A 20,869-nucleotide genomic window follows, 5' to 3' on the forward strand; every position below is an offset into this window, starting at 1 on the left:
GTGAGATTGATGTTAAAGAAAGTACAATTAGAAAAAGCAGCTCAAGAATTTGCAGAAGCAACCGCGAACCCACCCTATCTATTCGACCTTGGACCTGAGAAAGGACGAGAAGCTGTAGATGAGGTTCAATCTGACCCAATTGATAAACTGCCAGTTGATATTGAAGATATTATGATTTCAGGAGGACCGAGCGGACAGGTATCAGTAAGAATAATGCGCCCGCAGAATGCGCCTGCGCACCTTCCTGTCATCGTGTACATTCATGGGGCCGGCTGGGTATTTGGTAATGAGCATACACATGATCGGCTCATCCGTGAGCTAGCAGTCGGAGCACAAGCTGCTATTGTCTTTCCAAATTACACCTTATCTCCAGAAGCAAAATATCCGACAGCCATTGAAGAAATCTATGCAGTAGTGAAGTGGGCATCTGAAAATGGCCGTGAGAACGGCATGATTCCCGAGAGTCTAACAATTGCAGGTGATAGTGTTGGAGGCAATATGGCTGCTGCTGTCACGCTAATGGCCAAAGCACGAGGTGACTTGAATATCCGGCAACAATTACTTTTCTATCCGGTAACAGACGCTTCTTTCGATACGGAATCCTATCAGCAGTTTGCTGCGGGATACTTTTTGCGCAAGGATGCGATGATGTGGTTTTGGGATCAGTACACAACCAATTCGAATGAGCGTGCTGAAATTACAGCATCACCTCTGCGTGCAACTGCTGAGCAGCTTCAAGGGCTTCCACCTGCATTGATTATCACAGCTGAAGCTGATGTACTTCGTGACGAGGGAGAAGCATATGCCAATAAACTTCGTGAAGCTGGTGTTCCGGTCACTGCCGTACGTTTCCAAGGTATCATTCACGATTTCGTGATGCTCAACGCCTTAGCTAAAACTGAAGCTGCGCGCGGAGCAATTGATCTCGCCGCAACCTGGCTGCGTAAAGGGTTTTAATCCATTTATTGTTTCGTCACATAGAGACTGCTGCAAATAAATAAATAAAAAACAAACAGATCCACTCAAATAATTGAGTGGATCGTATATTGGAATAATGGAACTTTTGATGAGCTTTTTAATCGGGCTGGTTATTATTTTGTTGTTGAGATGTCCCCCTAATTGAAAAGCTAACTCCACAACAAACTCCATTTTTTCACCAGTTCACCCTCTTCATATCCAAAAAACCTTTATTGATAAAAACAATAGGATTATTAATTAGCGTACAAGTTCTCGTTTTCTGCTTTGGACTCCATATAGAAAATAAAAAGCCAGCTCTCCTTCGGGAGAAGAACTGGCATAACAAAGCTTCTTGCTTCTTATTTTGCTGTATTGCTCGGACCTTTTAATTTCTCTTCGTTCTTGCGTCAATGTTTTATTATTAGGACAAAACCAATAAAATAATGACGATCGAAATAGCAACACTGCTTTTGCAAAGCAGTAAGCCCTCCAGAATATAAAAGAGCTGCAGTCATTACTGCTCGGATAATCCCAGCTTATTCTGAGTCTGTATTTCGAGTAGCCGGTCAATTAAATGGATGTTTTTTTCATTCCTTTTCTGTTTGTTCCATTTTCCACCACAGTGCATCTTTTGGATTTTCAACAGCTTCTTGAAACTCAGCTTTAGACGCAACTGTTGGGTAAGAACCTTTTAAAGATTTACCTGAAGTATCTTTAAATAAGGTTAACACAACTATTAAGCCAATTAAACTAACTGCTAATAAATAGAAACCCGGCGCCAAATTGTTTCTTGTCACATGGGTTAACCAAGAAGCAACTAAAGGTGTTGTTCCACCAAAAATAGAAACTGATAAGTTGAATGTCCAGGATAATGTACGATATCTAATGTCAGTATGGAACAACGTAGGTAAAGATCCTGGCATAGTGCCTTCGTATACAGATAATACAATACCTAACATTAAAAGTCCTATAAATAAGAATGTTATATTCCCCATATTAAGAAATTGAAAAGAGATAATCGAAAATACAATTCCTAATACTAATCCAATTGATATAACTTTTTTATTTCCTAATTTATCTCCTAGTTTACCGAAAGTTAAAGCGAACGGTACCATAATAATCAATACAATTGCTGTAACCGGTGTACTTATATTATCACTTATACCAAGGTTCTCATCTAAATAAGAAGGCATATACCCTAACAATAGGTAATTGGTTATATTAAAAAATGCCACAAATACGATACATAAAAAGATATCTTTTTTATATGTTTTAATGACTTCTAATAAACCGGGTTGTTGTTCTTGGTTTTCAGAGATGTCATTTTCAAATATTGGTGATTCATCTAAATGACTTCTCAAATATAAACCAAATAATCCTATTGGAATACTTAAGAAGAAAGGAATTCTCCATCCCCAACTATTCATTTGAACATCAGATAAAGTCCAGAAAAGTACTGTAACTAAAACAGAAGCTACTATATAACCAGATAATGTGCCGATTTCTAAACCGCTGCCTAACCTTATACGTTTATTATCTGGAGAAGATTCTGCGATATATACCATTGCCCCAGCGTACTCTCCACCCACAGAAAAGCCTTGCAGAATACGGGCAAAGAGTAATAATATAGGGGCCCATACACCAATCTGATCATAGGTAGGAAGCACACCAATTATTAAAGTAGATAAAGCCATCATTAAAATAGTAATTGTTAATACCATTTTCCGACCAAATTTATCACCCATTTTACCAAAAATAATTCCGCCTACCGGTCTAAGTAAGAAGGCAATTGCAAATGTAGCAAAAGTAAATATTAACTTTAATTCATCGTTTTGAACCGGACTGAAAAAGTTTTTACTAATAATAACTGCCAAATAAGAATATAAAGCAAAATCAAACCATTCCATCGCGTTTCCTATCCCTGTAGCAAACACGCTTTTCTTCGCTTTTTGAATGTCTACAACGTTAATTTTTTTCTTGTTAAACTTCATTTAATAATATCGACTCCTTAATTATCAAATCCACATTATACAAGCGTATAAACGGTCCAAGCATGCAGTCCCAGAATGTATAGCGTAAATCTTCTCTAAAGTCTGGGGGTTTCTGTTTCACCTGATGGAGAGCTAACGGCATAGTGGATGATTGGTTCAACTGTATCTTAAAAGACTCGACTAATATCCATATCAGCGCCAAATAACATTGTAAACCAGGAAAGAAGGATGAAATTCAGTTTTTTCGCTGGTTTCCTTAACTTATTTTTGCCGATTGGACTAAAAATAATACAAAAAGCAACAAAAAGAGAAACATCCAACAGATAATACCAGGCAAAGCGGTTAGTGATATATCCTTGGGCTGTGGTTGGTATTTTCTGCAGACTATTTGGAGAAATGATTCCCCTTCATACAGCTCTATTGTGAATATTATCACAATCGAAAAAAAACTTTTATTTCTTCAAAGTATCCTAAACCTTTATTTTAGTTCTTCCATTACGTCTTTATTTACTGATTCTATCTTTATTACCCCACAATCAGGTGAAACAAAACACTATAAACGTACCATATCTTTTTAAAATCTGACAAGCTCAACAGGGTGATAGAAACCCGGCTAAAGCCCAGCTAGTCAATGGATAGAAGAATTTTTTTTGTTTTTCCCAAGGAATAACCGTCTGCGTTTAATCCAGCCCAATTAGAAAGAAAAAGAGCAGGATTACTCCTGCTCTTTCATTCAAAACTTTAATTTGTATGAAGAATTTCGTATACCTTTTCGACTTTCTTTACCTATTAATCAGTATACAGACTACAACAGAAATAAGTAGCACCGGGTATGAAATAATGGTTTTATTTTTGATCAATGATTAAATTACCCTCAATGACAGTAAATACCAATAATCACTAAACATTATAGGGAATCCCAATATTCCTTATCTTAATTATTGTTTAATTAATTGGTGATTGTAACAGTAAACTCAGTAAACTCACACTTGTGGGAAGTTATACCAACCAAAAATTTTCCGACTCAAGTCTGTTTAACCAGTTGTGAACCAATGAATTAAATACATCGGTTTGTTCGATTTGCAGGTTGTGACCAGCCATATCAAGTACTGCAAAAGTTGCCCTTGGGTAATCTTCGAGTAGCCGCCATGCATCGTGGTATCCGACTACATTGTCCTGACGCCCTGTGATAATTAGCGTGGGATACTCAAGTTTAGATGAAATATCGAAGGTAAACCCATATCCATTTTGACGAATGTTGTTTACGAATTCATAATTTGTTTGTTTAGATGGAAGTAAAATTTCATCCCGAAACCTCTCCCATTCAGTTTTACCTTGCACAATCCCCATAGAGCAAAATTCATCCGCCTCCTCTGAAGACAAATGTGATATCAAGTCGCTGTCTCTTTTTAGAACAGTCTTCTGCGGTACTACCCTTTCATCGAATTCGGGTATAGTTAATGGTGCCATCAGCAGTAATCCACGAACTGTTTCCTTACGTGAACGAACGATACCTCTGGCAATGTACCCTCCATATGAATTACCACAAACAATAAACTGTTGATCAGGAATAATCTCGTCCAAAAGACGCAATATCGCTTCTAAAACATCATCAGAGTTCTGAATAGACGGTTGTGGCTTAGAATGTCCCATACCTGGTAAGTCTATGTATATTCTCTTCCAACCGCTTCGTTTCTCGAATAACGGTTCCATTGCATTTAACATCACCTGATGGTCAAGTGTCCAACCATGCAACATAACGATCGGATATCCATCTCCAATTACTTTATGGTAAATCGACATGTATTTGTTCCCCTTCCCTGTAATCCTAATGTTTCGACATGAACATTTAATCCTTTCATACATTTATCACAATTTTAACAAACTTTTAACTGAACTTGGTAAGTTGAACAAGGGTAATACATTGAATTTTGACAATCGCAAACTGTCATATGTGTCCGTCATATCAAAAGAATCTGTTTAATGTGTTGTTTAGTGCTTTCGTTACTGCGACTATCGACAAATAAGAACCAAGCAAAGTATTGTCCAGATAGTTTGAGTATTTTGATCACTTTGAACTTTAGGTAAGTGGGCAGTTTGTGGGCAGTAGATCATTTAAAAATAAGCGCAAAAAAATACCAAGGGTCTCTCTATTACCCTTGGTATCATTGGGATGCGGCCGAGAGGACTTGAACCTTCACGGGTTATTCACCCGCTGGGCTCTCAACCTAATGAAAACGTATCAAGTATTACATAAACCTTATAAATAAAGCATTCTTTATCTTCATTTCCACCTGTTTTCAAAAATCACTGAAAATATTACCTTTAAATTTGTAATTTCAGCTAAGACCTAAGAAACCACTAATAAGAGAAGTAATGAAGTCTCGCCCACTAGGTGCGATAGTTTTTGCGTTTTGCGGGTATCTAAAATCTTTGCTAGTAGCAGTACCTCAATAAGAAGATCGCAATTTCCACTTACCTAGCTATATCAAGGTTTACTTGTCTGATTTGGGATGTTTGGGGTACAAAAGTTGAGTTACAAACATTATTATCCAAAAGAACGTTTACTGTAATTATTTTACATGGTATTATTTGTATTGTGCATGCGGAATATGTATGTGTAATAAATGAAATTAAAAGGAGTGCTTGATCGTGAATCTTAAATCCATTTTCAAAGGAGTAACATCGACTCTGATAGCTGGTGTAATTGTTGGAACTTGTACTATACCTGCTTTTGCGGAGTCGACTACAAGTGTATCGCCGAAAAATTATGCAGTTACAAGTGGGGTATTCAAAGCTCTAGACAAGGAGGTTTCAGAGGGCTCTGTTGATCAATCAAGCTGGAGTCGGGAGTTCGAATTAGATGAGAATGACGGAGCACAAGTGAACTTCTGGATTTCAAATAACGGGAGTAATGACATAAAAATATCAATTGATGGAAAAGTCTCAAGAACCATCGCACCAGGCAAGCAAGGCAACATTTCTGCTGAGGTTAAAAATGGTTGGTTTGGTTGGACATACAATTACACATTTACAGCTTCACCAACGGCTAAAGGTGGCAGTGTTAAGATGAAATATAAAATTGCTCAAAGAAATAATTAACAAATTACGGAAAGGTAATCACTCATTACCTTTCCGTAATTTCATCATTTTTTAGTTTTTTAAAAGATTCCTTACTTTCTATACTTTGGAGATAAATTCACTCCAGGTTTTTCATCTTCTCTTTTTCCAGAAATAAAAGGTTTTTGTATTAAATCCTATATGATGCAAATCAAACCGATTAGTAATTACTTTTCTCCAATTTTCTGCTCCTGCTTTTCCTGCTCTTTTATGAAATATTATCCTGTCCTATATTTAAGGGTTATACAGCGCTCATTATCATTATTTACACCTTTTTTGATGTTTTTTCATATTTTCCGGACAGTAAATGGGAGTAAAGAAACCTTGACCACTCACCAAGATAAGTAAAATAAAAAACGAAGGGCATCAAACTAGACGACTTACTATAAGTAACTGGGCAGTAAGTGGGCAGTAACAGACAAATTTTCTGCAAACAAAAAATACCAAGGGCGTCTAAACCCTTGGTATCATTGATGCGGCCGAGAGGACTTGAACCTCCACGGGTTATTCACCCACTAGGCCCTCAACCTAGCGCGTCTGCCATTCCGCCACGACCGCGTGCTATGAAGCTGTCTTTCCACTAAGCATATAAGCTAGTGATGATCATCATCACTTTGAAAAGAAAGTGCGGGTGAAGGGACTCGAACCCCCACGTCGTAAGACACTAGATCCTAAGTCTAGCGCGTCTGCCAATTCCGCCACACCCGCGTGACAAGTGGTGAGCCATGAAGGACTCGAACCTTCGACCCTCTGATTAAAAGTCAGATGCTCTACCAACTGAGCTAATGGCTCGCTCTAAAAGTGATTCAAAAATTTTAAATAAAATGGCTGGGCTAGCTGGATTCGAACCAACGCATGACGGAGTCAAAGTCCGTTGCCTTACCGCTTGGCTATAGCCCAACGAAGGTAAATGGTGACCCGTACGGGATTCGAACCCGTGTTACCGCCGTGAAAGGGCGGTGTCTTAACCGCTTGACCAACGGGCCGTCTGGTTGAGAACTTATCTGGCGGAGAAGGAGGGATTTGAACCCTCGCGCCGCTTACGCGACCTACACCCTTAGCAGGGGCGCCTCTTCAGCCACTTGAGTACTTCTCCATATGGCTCCACAGGCAGGATTCGAACCTGCGACCGATCGGTTAACAGCCGATAGCTCTACCACTGAGCTACTGTGGAATAATCAGACTTTCTTCATTATAAATGATGCGACATATTGTGTCAAGAAGCAACATTTATTTTTTCGAGAAAGTATCGTTGTCTCTCAACGACTTTTATAATTTAACACAGATCATTGAAATGAGTCAAGCCTTTTTAAAAAATTCTTTTGATTTTTCCTCTGCATTTTCCGCAGGCATATCTTTCCGGGTTCATTGCCCGCTTCTTTATATACTGTTGGCCGCAGGCCGTGCAACTATACATATATGTTTTCTTTTGTGTCTTTTTGGTTTGCAGCGGCGTGCAGAATCTCGGCGCTCCGACTTTCTGAAGCAGGTCTCTGAAATCTTTGTCTCTGTGCTTGTACCCTTTTCCCTCAAGATGAAGATGATAATGGCACAGCTCGTGTTTGATGATGCCTATCAGCTCGCTCTGCCCATGTTCGAGAAGATATTTGCGGTTTAATTCGATGTTATGGGAAGACAGCATGTAGCGGCCGCCTGTCGTTTTCAGCCGGTCATTGAAAAAGGCCCGGTGACGGAACAGCTTTCCGAAATCCTGTGCAGAGATGTCTTCCGTCAGCTTTTGAAGTTGTTCGTTATCCATATGTGCACCCCGCTTTAAAAACATTGAACGGGACAATTCACCGTTCGCATACAATGTGTTAAAACCGACCTCTAACTAAAAGCTGAGGAGGAATGAGCCATGCCGAATTGGCTGATGAAACAAATGCAAAAAGCGTTTTTAGAAAAGGACAATTACCAAATCAAACTGCTGAACCAGTGCTGGTATTTCTACAGAAAAAAACACTGCTCGTAAGCAGTGCTTTTATTTTACCATAGACAGCGACACTCTGCCTTTTTGCACGTCCACCCCTTCGACCCATACGGTGACGATGTCTCCGACCGATACGACGTCGAGAGGATGTTTGACGAATTGATTGCTCAGTTTTGAAATGTGCACAAGCCCGTCCTGCTTGACGCCGATATCGACGAAAGCGCCGAAGTCTACAACGTTGCGGACGGTGCCCTGCAATTCCATTCCTTCCTTTAAATCCTCAAGCTGCAGAACGTCTTTTTTCAGCAAAGGCTTCGGCACTTCGTCACGAGGGTCTCGCTCCGGCCTTGTCAGCTGCCCGCAAATATCCGCAAGCGTAATCTCCCCTATACCGAGTTCTTCAGCCGTTTCAGACAGCGGCAATGCGCTTATTTTCTCTTTTGCGTCCGCGCTTCCGATCTGATCCGCAGTGAGCTGCAGTTTTTTGAGCAGCGCCTTTGTCTCTTTATAGCTTTCCGGGTGTATCCCGGTGCGGTCGAGCGGCTCCCGTCCTCCGGGCACTCTCAAAAAGCCGATGCACTGTTCATATGTTTTTGCGCCGAGACGCGGGATTTCTTTCAGCTCTTTGCGGTTTGTAAATTTTCCGAGCTCTTCCCTTTTTTTAACGATATTGCCGGCAACGGTTTTGGATAACCCGGCTACATATTGAAGCAGCGCGGCTGATGCTGTATTGACATTCACCCCGACTTGGTTGACGACGGTCTCTACGACAAAACGGAGAGATTCGTTTAAATGTTTTTGGCTGACATCATGCTGGTATTGCCCGACACCGACGGATTTAGGATCAATTTTCACAAGCTCGGCCAGCGGGTCCTGCAATCTTCGCGCGATGGAGACGGCGCTGCGCTCTTCGACCTGAAAATCCGGAAATTCCTCACGGGCGATTTCCGACGCGGAATACACGCTTGCTCCGGCCTCATTGACGATGACATAATAAATGTCCCGCTCTGTTTCTTTCAGCACATCAACGACGAATTGCTCTGTCTCCCGTGATGCCGTGCCGTTTCCGATCGCCACAACCTCGACTTCGTACCGGTCCAGCAATTCTTTGATTTTTTTTCGGGCTTCCGCTGTTTTTTTTACGGGAGCGTGCGGGTAAATGACGTCGATTTTCAGCACTTTTCCCGTCTCATCAACGACTGCCAGTTTGCACCCCGTACGGAAGGCCGGATCGACGCCGAGCACGACTTTTCCCTTCATCGGCGGCTGCAGCAGGAGCTTACGCAGGTTTTCAGCGAAAATATGGATCGCCTGGGCGTCTGCTTTTTCTGACAGCTCTTTGCGGATGTCACGCTCAATAGCCGGCTGGATCAGGCGCTTGTAACTGTCCTCAATGGCTTCTTTCAGCGTTTCTTTCACAGGTGTTTCACGGTGTTTGATGATTTGCTTTTCTAAATAAGCTTTTATCTGATCGGCGGGCGGTTCGATCGCAATCTTTAAAATGCCTTCTTTTTCACCGCGGTTCATCGCAAGCACTCTGTGAGGAACGACCTTTTGGATCGGCTCTTCGTACTCGTAGTACATTTCATAGACGTTTTTCTCGTCATCTGCGGCTGACTTGCCTGCCGCGGAAGTGAGAATTCCTTTTTTATACGTTTCCTGGCGGATCCACTTTCTGAAATGAGGATCATCCGAGATTTGTTCGGCTATGATGTGCTTCGCGCCTTCAATAGCTTCCTCTCTTGAAGCGACTTCTTTTTCTGCACTGATATATTGATCAGCGACGTCGTGAAGGCGGTTTTCTTTCGGGAGAGAAAGAATATAGTCCGCAAGCGGTTCAAGACCTTTGCTTTTGGCGACGGTGGCTTTTGTTTTCCGTTTTTGTTTGAAGGGACGGTATAAATCCTCGACTTCCTGAAGCTTGACCGCTTGCTCGATTTTTTGCTTCAGCCCTTCCGTCAGCTTGTCCTGCTCGGAGATCAATCTGATGACTTCTTCTTTCCGCTGCGTCAGGTTTTGTATGTATTGCCACCGCTCGGAGATTGCCTGAATCTGCACCTCGTCCATTGAGCCGGTCTGCTCTTTTCGGTACCGCGCAATAAACGGGACGGTATTGCCGTCTTCCAGCAGGCGGATGACACTTTCGACATGTTTTTGGGATAACGCTGTTTCTTCAGCAATTTGTTTTTTCAAAAGGGCTAACGTTTCCATATCACAAAAGCCTCCATCTCTTCTTTCTTTCTCTAGTGTATCAAAAAACGGCGGAACATAAAAAAAGCAGCCTTACGATAAAAGCTGCCCGAGAATATAGGTCAAATCATCACGTCTGGATGTTGTGTACGGATGAAGTGATTTTGATATTTCTTCTATTGAGTGTCCCTGCTTTAAGCAGGTGCGGATATGCGGAACCTCAAGCCCATCCGTGTAGATGATGAATGTCGCCCCTTTTTCGTATGATGACGTATACGTTTTGTATCTTTGCGGTTTGCCTGAGAGGTAACCCGAAATCGGCAGCGGATGAAAGACTTCGCCTGATGGGGAGTGCAGGAAGAAACGGACGTTGCCGATCGAGCAGTATGTCAATTCCCTTTTGATGAAATTGATTTTCAAGATGGAGGCAGTCGCCCCTCTTTTGTTTTTCATCGCTTGATTGCAGCGCTCAATGATGCTTTCCACATCCTCATCCGCATACGTTTCCACGATGTCTTTAATGGCTGACGAGGATTCGTTGGCAAGAGATCCGCTGCCGAGACCGTCCGCTACCGCGCAAACTAATTCTTCTTCATTCGCCTTCATAAAAAAGCTGTCTCCGCATATGGACTTGCCTTCTTTATTTAATTGGTATACGAGAGTTTGAACATGTTCATTTTCTTCAACCTGAATCATTACATTAGCTCCATGGAGGGATCTCCAATCAAGGCCTCTCTCAGTTTTTTCACCGCTTTCCGCTGCAGGCGCGAGACGTGCATTTGAGATATTCCGAGAATGTCCCCTGTTTCTTTTTGGCTTTTATTTTGCACAAATGTTAGATCGATAATCTGTTTTTCGCGGTCGGACAGCACATGAAGCACGCTTTTGATCATCATCTGCTGGTTGACGCGTTCGTATCCTTCCTCCTGCGACCCGACGATATCTAAAATTGTGACGGTGCTTCCGTCCGCATCCGCTTCGATGCTGTGATCGACAGAAAGCGCCTGATAGCTTTTTCCCATCTCCATCGTTTCAAGCACTTCCTCTTCTGACACATCGAGAAAGGCTGCGATTTCTTCGACTTTCGGCGACCGCTGCGTCTCTGTCGTCAGCTGATCCACCGCCATTTTAATGCGCGGCCCGAGTTCTTTAATCCGTCTCGGGACGTGTACGCTCCATGTTTTATCTCTGAGGAAGCGTTTGATCTCGCCGATGATGGTCGGAATCGCAAATGCTTCACCAGCGGGTCCTGCAATCTTCGCGCGATGGAGACGGCGCTGCGCTCTTCGACCTGAAAATCCGGAAATTCCTCACGGGCGATTTCCGACGCGGAATACACGCTTGCTCCGGCCTCATTGACGATGACATAATAAATGTCCCGCTCTGTTTCTTTCAGCACATCAACGACGAATTGCTCTGTCTCCCGTGATGCCGTGCCGTTTCCGATCGCCACAACCTCGACTTCGTACCGGTCCAGCAATTCTTTGATTTTTTTTCGGGCTTCCGCTGTTTTTTTTACGGGAGCGTGCGGGTAAATGACGTCGATTTTCAGCACTTTTCCCGTCTCATCAACGACTGCCAGTTTGCACCCCGTACGGAAGGCCGGATCGACGCCGAGCACGACTTTTCCCTTCATCGGCGGCTGCAGCAGGAGCTTACGCAGGTTTTCAGCGAAAATATGGATCGCCTGGGCGTCTGCTTTTTCTGACAGCTCTTTGCGGATGTCACGCTCAATAGCCGGCTGGATCAGGCGCTTGTAACTGTCCTCAATGGCTTCTTTCAGCGTTTCTTTCACAGGTGTTTCACGGTGTTTGATGATTTGCTTTTCTAAATAAGCTTTTATCTGATCGGCGGGCGGTTCGATCGCAATCTTTAAAATGCCTTCTTTTTCACCGCGGTTCATCGCAAGCACTCTGTGAGGAACGACCTTTTGGATCGGCTCTTCGTACTCGTAGTACATTTCATAGACGTTTTTCTCGTCATCTGCGGCTGACTTGCCTGCCGCGGAAGTGAGAATTCCTTTTTTATACGTTTCCTGGCGGATCCACTTTCTGAAATGAGGATCATCCGAGATTTGTTCGGCTATGATGTGCTTCGCGCCTTCAATAGCTTCCTCTCTTGAAGCGACTTCTTTTTCTGCACTGATATATTGATCAGCGACGTCGTGAAGGCGGTTTTCTTTCGGGAGAGAAAGAATATAGTCCGCAAGCGGTTCAAGACCTTTGCTTTTGGCGACGGTGGCTTTTGTTTTCCGTTTTTGTTTGAAGGGACGGTATAAATCCTCGACTTCCTGAAGCTTGACCGCTTGCTCGATTTTTTGCTTCAGCCCTTCCGTCAGCTTGTCCTGCTCGGAGATCAATCTGATGACTTCTTCTTTCCGCTGCGTCAGGTTTTGTATGTATTGCCACCGCTCGGAGATTGCCTGAATCTGCACCTCGTCCATTGAGCCGGTCTGCTCTTTTCGGTACCGCGCAATAAACGGGACGGTATTGCCGTCTTCCAGCAGGCGGATGACACTTTCGACATGTTTTTGGGATAACGCTGTTTCTTCAGCAATTTGTTTTTTCAAAAGGGCTAACGTTTCCATATCACAAAAGCCTCCATCTCTTCTTTCTTTCTCTAGTGTATCAAAAAACGGCGGAACATAAAAAAAGCAGCCTTACGATAAAAGCTGCCCGAGAATATAGGTCAAATCATCACGTCTGGATGTTGTGTACGGATGAAGTGATTTTGATATTTCTTCTATTGAGTGTCCCTGCTTTAAGCAGGTGCGGATATGCGGAACCTCAAGCCCATCCGTGTAGATGATGAATGTCGCCCCTTTTTCGTATGATGACGTATACGTTTTGTATCTTTGCGGTTTGCCTGAGAGGTAACCCGAAATCGGCAGCGGATGAAAGACTTCGCCTGATGGGGAGTGCAGGAAGAAACGGACGTTGCCGATCGAGCAGTATGTCAATTCCCTTTTGATGAAATTGATTTTCAAGATGGAGGCAGTCGCCCCTCTTTTGTTTTTCATCGCTTGATTGCAGCGCTCAATGATGCTTTCCACATCCTCATCCGCATACGTTTCCACGATGTCTTTAATGGCTGACGAGGATTCGTTGGCAAGAGATCCGCTGCCGAGACCGTCCGCTACCGCGCAAACTAATTCTTCTTCATTCGCCTTCATAAAAAAGCTGTCTCCGCATATGGACTTGCCTTCTTTATTTAATTGGTATACGAGAGTTTGAACATGTTCATTTTCTTCAACCTGAATCATTACATTAGCTCCATGGAGGGATCTCCAATCAAGGCCTCTCTCAGTTTTTTCACCGCTTTCCGCTGCAGGCGCGAGACGTGCATTTGAGATATTCCGAGAATGTCCCCTGTTTCTTTTTGGCTTTTATTTTGCACAAATGTTAGATCGATAATCTGTTTTTCGCGGTCGGACAGCACATGAAGCACGCTTTTGATCATCATCTGCTGGTTGACGCGTTCGTATCCTTCCTCCTGCGACCCGACGATATCTAAAATTGTGACGGTGCTTCCGTCCGCATCCGCTTCGATGCTGTGATCGACAGAAAGCGCCTGATAGCTTTTTCCCATCTCCATCGTTTCAAGCACTTCCTCTTCTGACACATCGAGAAAGGCTGCGATTTCTTCGACTTTCGGCGACCGCTGCGTCTCTGTCGTCAGCTGATCCACCGCCATTTTAATGCGCGGCCCGAGTTCTTTAATCCGTCTCGGGACGTGTACGCTCCATGTTTTATCTCTGAGGAAGCGTTTGATCTCGCCGATGATGGTCGGAATCGCAAATGCTTCAAAGGATTTGCCGACCTCGGGATCATACCGTTTAATGGCTCCGAGAAGTCCGATCATCCCGACCTGGCGGAGGTCTTCATGAAAGCTTTTTCCTTTTGAATATTTCTTTGCCAGCATTTCGACGAGATTGGTATACACCTCGACGAGTGTTTCCTGGGCTTCTTTATTATCATGTGTTTGAAAGTCGCGTATGAGCCGATCAACTTCATCTTTAGTTAGTTTCGTAGTTTTTGATGGTTGTGCCATGATCAACTCGCTCCCCATTTAAATACTTTGTCATCGCCACGGTTACGCCAGAGTTGCTTTGAACTTTGACTTCATCCATGAGCGTTTCCATTAAATACAGACCGAGCCCTCCTTCTGACAATTGATCGACTGTGTGCGAAGGTGTGTACGGCCCGAGATCCTGCTGCTTCTGATCAAAATCAAAGCTGTCTCCCTGATCGGCGACAATGACCTCCAGCCGATCCTCAAACACACCGAACCGCACGGATACTTCTCCCTTATTTTCATCATTGTATGCATGCTGGACAGCGTTTGTACAAGCTTCGCTGACAGCGATTTTTAAATCTTCAATGTCATCATAGGTATAGCCCATTCTGCTTGCGACACCTGATAACGTAAGCCTGACGATTCCTACATATTCCGGTTCGGCCGGAATTTTCATCTCTATATAATCAACTGATGTACTCATTGCACGCCACCTTCTGACTTTGCCGAAATGTCGATGATGTCCTTAAGCCCCGTAATTTCAAACAGACGGACGAGCCGTTCGGAAAGATTCTCAAGCTTCAGAGAGCCGCCTTCCTTGCTCACCGTTTTAAACACGCCTACAAAAACGCCTAAACCCGTACTGTCCATATAATTTACATCTTTTAAGCAGATTCTCATGTCCTTCCCCTCGTTTGCCAGGGGCATCAGCTTTTCACGAACCACCGGAGCTGAGTATACATCGATTTCTCCAGCGATATTGATTTGTATATCTGAAAGATTCTCCTTCATATCTACCGTTAAATTCATCGTATCACCTCTGAAAGTTATCCTTACTCGTGCTAATGGCTTTTTACCCGTGCTGCTGTTTTTTTAAACCTTTCTTTTCAAAACAATTAACGTAAAATCGTCATGAAGCTGAAAGTCCTGAAGTCTCAGCAGGCTGTCGTAAATATTTTTGACCATATCCTGCGCGGAGCAGTCCATATGTTCTTCCAGCATGCGCTGAATGTCGCTGCGTTCTAAGAAACCGTTTTCGGTGCGGCATTCGGTGACGCCGTCAGAAAAAAGAACGATCATGTCTCCTTCGTCCATGTGCTGTTCATATTGGCTGTAATCAAAATCCTGGGATATTCCCAGCACCAATCCTTTTGCCTCCAGATCATAAAACTTTTTTTCTTTTTCAGAGTAGTAGAAGCCCGGTTCATGCCCCGCAGAAGCATATGTAAATTGGTGATTTTTCGTATTGTAGTTTGCGTAAAACATGGTGATAAACATGCTTGAGTCCACGTTCTGTTCTACAACGCGGTTAAGATTTTTCAGCACTTGGGAGGGGTGAATGCCGATCTCCGGAAGAGAGTCCATGGCATACTTGATCATCGACATGCACAATGCGGCGGGTATTCCTTTTCCGATGACATCGGCTATCGCGATGTTAATCGATTCCTTGTCTTTGACAAAGTGATAATAGTCCCCGCTCATTTGCTTGGCGGGGACGCTGATCGCCCCGATATCCAGCTCTTCTTCTTCAGGAATTTTTGTGCCCAGCAGCGTCTGCTGAACATTTGCAGCAATTTCAATTTCTGAACGAAGCTCCTGCTGGATATCTCGCAGACTTTGGTGTTCCTGATAAGCCATCCCGTAGCCAATCATGACTTCTATTAAAAAATCCAGCGAATGAAAAACATCTTCCGGCAGATCCGGATACAGTTCCTTTACCACTTTTCGGTGGATGCTGATGATCTCCTCCGGAGGAACCTGATGTTCAATCGTTTTTCGGCTGAATTTTTGGGCTTGATATAAAGATGTTTCTGTTAATTCGGCTATATATCGGCTAAGCAGCTGATGATACCGCTGCTCTATAACCTCCCTGAAATCCACGTTCTAACCTCCTACCGAAGCCATTTTACGGCTTGAATCTCTGTTCCTTCCTCTGCAACAGATTGCAGGCTGAATTCGTCCATCAGCCTTTTGACGCCCGGAAGCCCCGCTCCCAGTCCGCCTGACGTTGAAAAGCCGTCTTCCATCACTTTACGGATGTCGGGGATTCCGGGTCCTTTGTCTTCTGCTATAATTTTAAGGCCTTTTTTCCCTCTGTCGTTTACTTGTTCTATGCTGACCTGGCCCTTGCCTGCATATAAGTAAATGTTTCTGGCCAATTCTGAGATAGCCGTCGTGATTCTGGCCTGGTCCACCGTGCCGAAGCCTAATTCCTTCGCAACGTTGCGGCCAAGCTGTCTGGCGGCTACGATATCCCATTCTGTCATGATTTTCACACAGGATTGGTCGTTCATCGCTATTCCCCCAATTCCCGCTTCAATGTCTCAAGCCCTTGCTCTAAATCGAGCGCCGTTTCGATTTCCTCAAGTGAGATTCCGAGTTCAATCAATGTGACCGCCACAGCCGGCTGAATTCCCGTCAATACGACCTTTGCACCCATCAATTTAGACATGGTGATGACATCGCCGAGCACTTTCGCGATAAATGAATCGATCATGTCAACGGATGTCAGGTCAATGACGACCCCGTTTGCGCCGGTTTCATAGATTTTGTTCAGCAGATCTTCTTGAAAATGCAAAGCTGTCTGGTCGTCAAGCTCCCATTGGATGGATACCAATAAGCAGTTATACAGTTTCAGGATCGGGATTTTTGGATGTCTCACAATGTTATTCCCCCAATGAAACGATTTTTCGATTTGTCATTTCAAGCGCTGTTTGAATTCCTTTTTGAAGGGTATTCTTCGTAATAACCTGCGACAAATCAATTCCCAGATTAACGATCGTCTGCGCGATTTCCGGACGGATTCCGACGAGCAGACATTTCGCGCCGACAAGCCGCACCGCTTCTGATGCCTGAATAATATGGTGCGCCACCATCGTATCAACGACCGGCACGCCCGTAATATCAATTAATACAACCTGTGAACGGTGCTTTACGACGCCGTTTAACAGATTTTCCATAATATGCTTTGCACGCTCCGTATCAATCGTCCCGACAAGCGGCATGACCGTTACATGCTCAAATACCGGGATCAGCGGAGCCGACAATTCCTGAAGCGCGATTTTTTGCAAAGTAACCGTTTTTTCCCAGGAAATAGAATACTGATTTAAAATTTCCGTGTTGATCGGATTAAAAAAGCTGTCTATTTCCAAAATCAAATCTGCTCTGTCCTGATCGGCCATATTAAGGTCGACCATCGTTTCGTAAAGCAGTTTCCAAAACTCTGACAGGGTGGCTGAAAGAAGTTTCAGTGACAGGCCGAGCTGAACGGCGCGCAGTGCGAGTTCACTGATCTGCTCTTCCGTAGCCTCGTCATTTTTAGTCGATAATAAAAGAATGTCTATATAGTCTTTACAAATATTTTCACATATGTGATTCGTAAGCTGATAGTCTTCCTGATTGCCTACTTCTTTTAGTTTGGCTGTCCAAGTATCAAGCAGTTCATCATGCTGATCAATAATGAACTGATACACTTTCTGATTCGACATGGGTTTCACTGACCTCCCGACACAAAACAACAAATTTTGTTTGATTATCTCTTTATTATAGCGCTTATGTTTTTCGAAAACAAAAAAAGTTGCTCTATATGAGCAACCAAAATATGACTAAAAATCAATGAGTGCCAAACTGATTTGCAGGGCTTCATCAACCTTATCCATCATTTCATCATCCAGATGAGTTATTTTATCCGTTAATCTTTGCTTGTCAATCGTCCGAATTTGCTCCAGCAAAATAACGGAATCTCTTTCAAAACCGTAGCGTTTTGCATCAATTTCGACGTGGGTTGGTAATTTCGCTTTCTGTATTTGGGCTGTTATGGCTGCAACAATAGCAGTCGGGCTAAAGCGATTTCCGATATCATTCTGGATCACTAAAACCGGGCGTACGCCGCCTTGCTCTGAGCCAACAACAGGAGATAAATCAGCAAAATAAACATCGCCGCGCTTTACAATCAAAATGATTATCCTCCGCTGACTAAGCGCTCAACGGTCGTTTCTGCTTCGCACTCAGCATAGTGAGCCTCAGAAGAGATATTCAAGTTGATTTTCGCCATTTCCATATACCCGCGTCTCATCAAATCACGGTTATGGCGAGTTGTCCGTTCGCTGACATACGCTCTCACTGCTTGTGATATCAGTTCGTTTCTGCTTCGTTTCTCCCGCATCGCTACACCATCCAATTCAGCTACTAAGTTTTCGGGCAAGCTGATTTTCATTTCGGTTCTTGCGCTGGATTCAGACAAAAAACATACACCTCCACCAAACTTACGGATACGACCAATTCATCCATCCAGACATAATGATACCATTATTCAAACGTCAAGCAAAGCTGTTTTATAAATTCTCTTTTTCCGGATGACGGCTACTTGTTTGTATTATCTTGCAGTAAAGGATTTCTTACTTCCATTATACTCTCATTTTCCAAAAACATACGGGGAACGCGGGAACTAATGGTACAAGGGACCTCGTAATTAATCGTCTCAAGCCGCCCTGCGATTTCATCCATCGTGATCGTTTCTTCCTTCTGGCTGCCGATCAGGGTGACTTTGGTGCCCGGCGGATAAGAGTGATCTAATTCGACCATCAATTGATCCATGCAGATTCTTCCCGCGATGTTCATCCGTTTGCCTCCGATCAGCACAGACGTGCCGCTCAGCTTGCGGAGCCACCCGTCTGCATATCCGATGGGAACCGTTCCGATCCATTGATCCTTCTCTGCCGTATATGTTGCGCCGTAGCTGACGCTTTCCCCTTTGCGGATCTTTTTCACATGGGATAACACAGAGTGCAGCGCAAAAGCCGGCTTTAATTGAAACGGAATTTCGCTTTGGATGTCAGCAGAAGGACGAAGCCCGTACATACTGATGCCGAAACGAACCGCGTTAAAGAAGCCTTTTTTAAGGCGAAGTCCGGCGGCGCTGTTCGCGCAGTGCACCATCAATTCTTTTAAAGGGAGCGGAGCGATCAATGTTTTAAAGCGGTCAAACTGGAAGAGGAAATAATCTCTGTTTTTCTCATCCGCGGTAGCAAAGTGGGTGAAAACGCCTTTACAGACTAAACCGGGATTTTGGCTGAGGATTTTTAACACGCTTTGGATTTCTTCCTCCGTTTTGACTCCGAGTCTGTTCATGCCGGTGTCGACTTTCAGATGAAACGGCAATGTCGCACTTCCGAGGTGGCGCGCAGCTTCCTGAAGCCATTCAACAGAATACCCCGTGAGTGTTACGTCATACTCGGCAGCTGCTTGTACATATTCGGGCGGCACGGCGCCAAGCACGAGAATCGGCGCTGTAATGCCCCGTTTTCTCAATGAAATCGCTTCATCCAGTATGGCTACGGCAAGACAAGAGGCACCCGCTTCAAGCGCGGCTTTCCCAACTTCCAAATCTCCGTGGCCGTAAGCGTTCGCCTTTACAACCGCCATGAGATGGACATTTTGCCCGATGTGTTTTTTCATATGCGTGACATTTTTTTTAATCGCGGACAGGTTGATTTCCGCCCACGTTTCTCTGTAAAAGGATGCTGTGTTCATTCGATACACTTCCTAGCATTATTTTCAATTCATATTGTTATTATCATACTAAAATTATTCTGCAAAGTGAAATGGAATCAAAAAAGAGACCGACAGCGGCGGCCTCTTTTTTGACATTATTTTGACGACTGTCCCTGCATGCTTTTGGCGGCGGCCACCATTTCATCTTTTGTCAGATCCTGTGATGACAGAAGATAATCGACTCCGTCATATGTCCACGTTAAAGACGTATCAGATAATGCGGCCACCGTGAAGCCGAGATTAACCGGTTCGCCTTTCAGCGTGACGGCAGAGGCGGCTTTTGCGATATGGGCTTTTTCTTGAATAAGGGTGAAGGATTTTTCTCCGCCGTAAGTCATGACGATCCGTTTGCCGTCCGCCGTTGAAATATCTTTCTCTTCAAGCTTTTTGACGCCGGCCGGCACTTGAAGCGGTGTTTTGACCGCAAATGAATCAGACGGCTTGGCGCTTGTGGCGACGTCCATCTGGGAAAGCGTCATATTTTTCTTCTCGTCAAAAGAGTCTTTATCAAACGGCTTGTTGAATTCAAAGCTTTTGAATTCGACTTTTACCATCACTTTTCGGTCTGTATCCATCACTTTGACGAGCGACGGGCTCATGTCCTTTTTGTTGAAAGTGATTTCCTGAGTCGGCAGCATTTTGTTGTGCTGATAGTTTGTTTTTGTTTCAAACGTGTACTTTTTATCTTTGGCGGAATAGACGGCGTCTTTGTCATGCTGCACGTCCTTTACAAGTGACTCAAACAAATATACTTGGCTGCTGTTATTCGGCCAATCGCTTTGGAACCTGAAGCTCTTATTTAAAGACGGCGTAAGGACAAAGACTCCGTTGGCGTTCCGTAAAATGACTTGGTTTTGGTCTTTTTTCGGATTTTCCAGATAGACCCGGTACAGGGAAGGTTTTTTATGCCAGATTTCCACATTGTATACTTGCGGATCACTCCCCGTCTGAATGGTCATTTTGGCTTTCGCTTTGTACGAGGTGTATTCTTTCGCCTTCTTATCTAAACCGTTCACGATATCTTCCTGTGATTTTTGGCCGCAGGCCGAAAGAATAAGGACGGCAAGCAGTCCCGTTAAAAGCAAAACAAAGCTTTTTCTCACCTTTTTCCAAC

General features: G+C 43.8%; 20 protein-coding genes, 7 tRNA genes and 4 pseudogenes. 3 read left to right on the forward strand and 28 right to left on the reverse strand.

Annotation, left to right across the window (positions count from 1 at the left end; genetic code table 11):
- Positions 1-9: 9 nt before the first annotated feature.
- Positions 10-957, forward strand: coding sequence for an alpha/beta hydrolase (locus G9F48_RS16860; protein WP_060563134.1), 948 nt, complete (start codon positions 10-12; stop codon positions 955-957).
- A gap of 587 nt (positions 958-1,544) precedes the next feature.
- On the opposite strand, the gene G9F48_RS16865 is transcribed toward G9F48_RS16860, so the two are convergent.
- The 4 genes and pseudogenes from G9F48_RS16865 to G9F48_RS20115 all read right to left on the reverse strand — a co-directional run.
- Positions 1,545-2,948: an MFS transporter gene (locus G9F48_RS16865; protein WP_165409840.1), complete on the reverse strand. Its 1,404-nt coding sequence runs from the start codon at positions 2,946-2,948 to the stop codon at positions 1,545-1,547.
- Positions 2,949-2,986: 38 nt separating this feature from the next.
- Positions 2,987-3,352, reverse strand: a pseudogene (locus tag G9F48_RS20110) (BCCT family transporter); the annotation flags it as partial.
- Positions 3,353-3,947: 595 nt separating this feature from the next.
- Positions 3,948-4,751, reverse strand: a complete 804-nt coding sequence (locus G9F48_RS16875; protein WP_165409841.1) for an alpha/beta fold hydrolase — start codon at positions 4,749-4,751, stop codon at positions 3,948-3,950.
- 66 nt (positions 4,752-4,817) lie between these two features.
- Positions 4,818-5,005 (reverse strand): annotated as a pseudogene (locus tag G9F48_RS20115) (hypothetical protein); the annotation flags it as partial.
- Between the two features lie 595 nt (positions 5,006-5,600).
- Here G9F48_RS20115 and G9F48_RS16880 point away from each other — a divergent pair.
- Positions 5,601-6,050 carry a hypothetical protein gene (locus G9F48_RS16880; RefSeq protein WP_165409842.1) on the forward strand — a complete coding sequence of 150 codons (450 nt, stop codon included), beginning with the start codon at positions 5,601-5,603 and terminating at the stop codon, positions 6,048-6,050.
- A 492-nt stretch (positions 6,051-6,542) separates the two neighbouring features.
- On the opposite strand, the gene G9F48_RS16885 is transcribed toward G9F48_RS16880, so the two are convergent.
- The 8 genes from G9F48_RS16885 to G9F48_RS16920 form a co-directional block, all read right to left on the reverse strand.
- Positions 6,543-6,626: transfer RNA gene (locus G9F48_RS16885), tRNA-Leu, on the reverse strand.
- Positions 6,627-6,694: 68 nt separating this feature from the next.
- Positions 6,695-6,776 (reverse strand) — tRNA-Leu (locus tag G9F48_RS16890).
- An 8-nt stretch (positions 6,777-6,784) separates the two neighbouring features.
- A tRNA-Lys gene (locus tag G9F48_RS16895) sits at positions 6,785-6,860 on the reverse strand.
- A gap of 33 nt (positions 6,861-6,893) precedes the next feature.
- Positions 6,894-6,968, reverse strand: a tRNA-Gln gene (locus G9F48_RS16900).
- A gap of 11 nt (positions 6,969-6,979) precedes the next feature.
- A tRNA-Glu gene (locus G9F48_RS16905) sits at positions 6,980-7,054 on the reverse strand.
- 19 nt (positions 7,055-7,073) lie between these two features.
- Positions 7,074-7,164, reverse strand: a tRNA-Ser gene (locus tag G9F48_RS16910).
- A 3-nt stretch (positions 7,165-7,167) separates the two neighbouring features.
- A tRNA-Asn gene (locus tag G9F48_RS16915) sits at positions 7,168-7,242 on the reverse strand.
- 135 nt (positions 7,243-7,377) lie between these two features.
- Positions 7,378-7,827: a SprT family protein gene (locus G9F48_RS16920; RefSeq protein WP_165409843.1), complete on the reverse strand. Its 450-nt coding sequence runs from the start codon at positions 7,825-7,827 to the stop codon at positions 7,378-7,380.
- 99 nt (positions 7,828-7,926) lie between these two features.
- Between G9F48_RS16920 and cmpA the strand changes: the two genes are divergently transcribed.
- Entirely contained in the window at positions 7,927-8,040 is a 114-nt protein-coding gene (gene cmpA, locus G9F48_RS16925) for a cortex morphogenetic protein CmpA (protein ID WP_003156164.1), read from the forward strand.
- Positions 8,041-8,049: 9 nt separating this feature from the next.
- On the opposite strand, the gene G9F48_RS16930 is transcribed toward cmpA, so the two are convergent.
- The 16 genes and pseudogenes from G9F48_RS16930 to G9F48_RS17005 form a co-directional block, all read right to left on the reverse strand.
- Entirely contained in the window at positions 8,050-10,209 is a 2,160-nt protein-coding gene (locus G9F48_RS16930) for a Tex family protein (RefSeq protein ID WP_138091661.1), read from the reverse strand.
- Between the two features lie 72 nt (positions 10,210-10,281).
- Positions 10,282-10,884: a PP2C family serine/threonine-protein phosphatase gene (locus G9F48_RS16935; protein ID WP_003156170.1), complete on the reverse strand. Its 603-nt coding sequence runs from the start codon at positions 10,882-10,884 to the stop codon at positions 10,282-10,284.
- Positions 10,884-11,432, reverse strand: a pseudogene (locus tag G9F48_RS16940) (sigma-70 family RNA polymerase sigma factor); the annotation flags it as partial. The gene G9F48_RS16935 and the pseudogene G9F48_RS16940, both read right to left, overlap by 1 nt.
- Positions 11,399-12,775, reverse strand: a pseudogene (locus G9F48_RS16945) (Tex-like N-terminal domain-containing protein); the annotation flags it as partial. The pseudogenes G9F48_RS16945 and G9F48_RS16940, both read right to left, overlap by 34 nt.
- Positions 12,776-12,847: 72 nt before the next feature.
- On the reverse strand, positions 12,848-13,450 hold the full coding sequence (locus G9F48_RS16950) for a PP2C family serine/threonine-protein phosphatase (RefSeq protein WP_003156170.1): 603 nt from the start codon (positions 13,448-13,450) through the stop codon (positions 12,848-12,850).
- Positions 13,450-14,238 (reverse strand): RNA polymerase sigma factor SigB, encoded by a 789-nt coding sequence (gene sigB / locus G9F48_RS16955; protein WP_003156171.1) that lies wholly within the window; start codon positions 14,236-14,238, stop codon positions 13,450-13,452. The genes G9F48_RS16950 and sigB overlap by 1 nt, the downstream gene beginning before the upstream one ends.
- Complete coding sequence (gene rsbW / locus G9F48_RS16960; protein ID WP_007609591.1) at positions 14,204-14,686, reverse strand: anti-sigma B factor RsbW; 483 nt, start codon at positions 14,684-14,686, stop codon at positions 14,204-14,206. The genes sigB and rsbW overlap by 35 nt, the downstream gene beginning before the upstream one ends.
- Positions 14,683-15,012, reverse strand: coding sequence for an anti-sigma factor antagonist RsbV (rsbV, locus tag G9F48_RS16965; protein WP_156735896.1), 330 nt, complete (start codon positions 15,010-15,012; stop codon positions 14,683-14,685). The genes rsbW and rsbV overlap by 4 nt, the downstream gene beginning before the upstream one ends.
- A gap of 63 nt (positions 15,013-15,075) precedes the next feature.
- Positions 15,076-16,083 carry a PP2C family protein-serine/threonine phosphatase gene (locus G9F48_RS16970; protein ID WP_003156177.1) on the reverse strand — a complete coding sequence of 336 codons (1,008 nt, stop codon included), beginning with the start codon at positions 16,081-16,083 and terminating at the stop codon, positions 15,076-15,078.
- Between the two features lie 11 nt (positions 16,084-16,094).
- Positions 16,095-16,496, reverse strand: coding sequence for an anti-sigma regulatory factor (locus tag G9F48_RS16975; protein ID WP_003156178.1), 402 nt, complete (start codon positions 16,494-16,496; stop codon positions 16,095-16,097).
- Positions 16,497-16,498: 2 nt separating this feature from the next.
- On the reverse strand, positions 16,499-16,864 hold the full coding sequence (gene rsbS, locus G9F48_RS16980; RefSeq protein WP_003156180.1) for an RsbT antagonist protein RsbS: 366 nt from the start codon (positions 16,862-16,864) through the stop codon (positions 16,499-16,501).
- A 4-nt stretch (positions 16,865-16,868) separates the two neighbouring features.
- On the reverse strand, positions 16,869-17,690 hold the full coding sequence (locus G9F48_RS16985) for an STAS domain-containing protein (protein ID WP_003156182.1): 822 nt from the start codon (positions 17,688-17,690) through the stop codon (positions 16,869-16,871).
- Positions 17,691-17,807: 117 nt separating this feature from the next.
- Positions 17,808-18,158 (reverse strand): type II toxin-antitoxin system endoribonuclease NdoA, encoded by a 351-nt coding sequence (gene ndoA, locus G9F48_RS16990; protein ID WP_003156187.1) that lies wholly within the window; start codon positions 18,156-18,158, stop codon positions 17,808-17,810.
- Positions 18,159-18,163: 5 nt separating this feature from the next.
- Positions 18,164-18,445 (reverse strand): type II toxin-antitoxin system antitoxin EndoAI, encoded by a 282-nt coding sequence (endB, locus tag G9F48_RS16995; RefSeq protein ID WP_003156188.1) that lies wholly within the window; start codon positions 18,443-18,445, stop codon positions 18,164-18,166.
- A gap of 119 nt (positions 18,446-18,564) precedes the next feature.
- Positions 18,565-19,734, reverse strand: coding sequence for an alanine racemase (gene alr, locus G9F48_RS17000; RefSeq protein WP_156735897.1), 1,170 nt, complete (start codon positions 19,732-19,734; stop codon positions 18,565-18,567).
- Positions 19,735-19,850: 116 nt separating this feature from the next.
- On the reverse strand, positions 19,851-20,858 hold the full coding sequence (locus tag G9F48_RS17005; protein WP_003156191.1) for a LolA family protein: 1,008 nt from the start codon (positions 20,856-20,858) through the stop codon (positions 19,851-19,853).
- Positions 20,859-20,869: the final 11 nt, after the last annotated feature.

The sequence above is a fragment of the Bacillus sp. EKM420B genome (assembly GCF_011065565.1).
In the GTDB taxonomy this organism is placed as follows: domain Bacteria; phylum Bacillota; class Bacilli; order Bacillales; family Bacillaceae; genus Bacillus; species Bacillus velezensis.

Bases quoted from the DNA above. Each gene is read 5' to 3' on its own strand.
- G9F48_RS16860 (WP_060563134.1), top strand. From the start codon at position 10: ATGTTAAAGAAAGTACAATTAGAAAAAGCAGCTCAAGAATTTGCAGAA.
- G9F48_RS16865 (WP_165409840.1), bottom strand. From the start codon at position 2,948: ATGAAGTTTAACAAGAAAAAAATTAACGTTGTAGACATTCAAAAAGCG.
- G9F48_RS16875 (WP_165409841.1), bottom strand. From the start codon at position 4,751: ATGTCGATTTACCATAAAGTAATTGGAGATGGATATCCGATCGTTATG.
- G9F48_RS16920 (WP_165409843.1), bottom strand. From the start codon at position 7,827: ATGGATAACGAACAACTTCAAAAGCTGACGGAAGACATCTCTGCACAG.
- cmpA (WP_003156164.1), top strand. From the start codon at position 7,927: ATGCCGAATTGGCTGATGAAACAAATGCAAAAAGCGTTTTTAGAAAAG.
- G9F48_RS16930 (WP_138091661.1), bottom strand. From the start codon at position 10,209: ATGGAAACGTTAGCCCTTTTGAAAAAACAAATTGCTGAAGAAACAGCG.
- G9F48_RS16935 (WP_003156170.1), bottom strand. From the start codon at position 10,884: ATGATTCAGGTTGAAGAAAATGAACATGTTCAAACTCTCGTATACCAA.
- G9F48_RS16950 (WP_003156170.1), bottom strand. From the start codon at position 13,450: ATGATTCAGGTTGAAGAAAATGAACATGTTCAAACTCTCGTATACCAA.
- sigB (WP_003156171.1), bottom strand. From the start codon at position 14,238: ATGGCACAACCATCAAAAACTACGAAACTAACTAAAGATGAAGTTGAT.
- rsbW (WP_007609591.1), bottom strand. From the start codon at position 14,686: ATGAGTACATCAGTTGATTATATAGAGATGAAAATTCCGGCCGAACCG.
- rsbV (WP_156735896.1), bottom strand. From the start codon at position 15,012: ATGAATTTAACGGTAGATATGAAGGAGAATCTTTCAGATATACAAATC.
- G9F48_RS16975 (WP_003156178.1), bottom strand. From the start codon at position 16,496: ATGAACGACCAATCCTGTGTGAAAATCATGACAGAATGGGATATCGTA.
- G9F48_RS16985 (WP_003156182.1), bottom strand. From the start codon at position 17,690: ATGTCGAATCAGAAAGTGTATCAGTTCATTATTGATCAGCATGATGAA.
- alr (WP_156735897.1), bottom strand. From the start codon at position 19,734: ATGAACACAGCATCCTTTTACAGAGAAACGTGGGCGGAAATCAACCTG.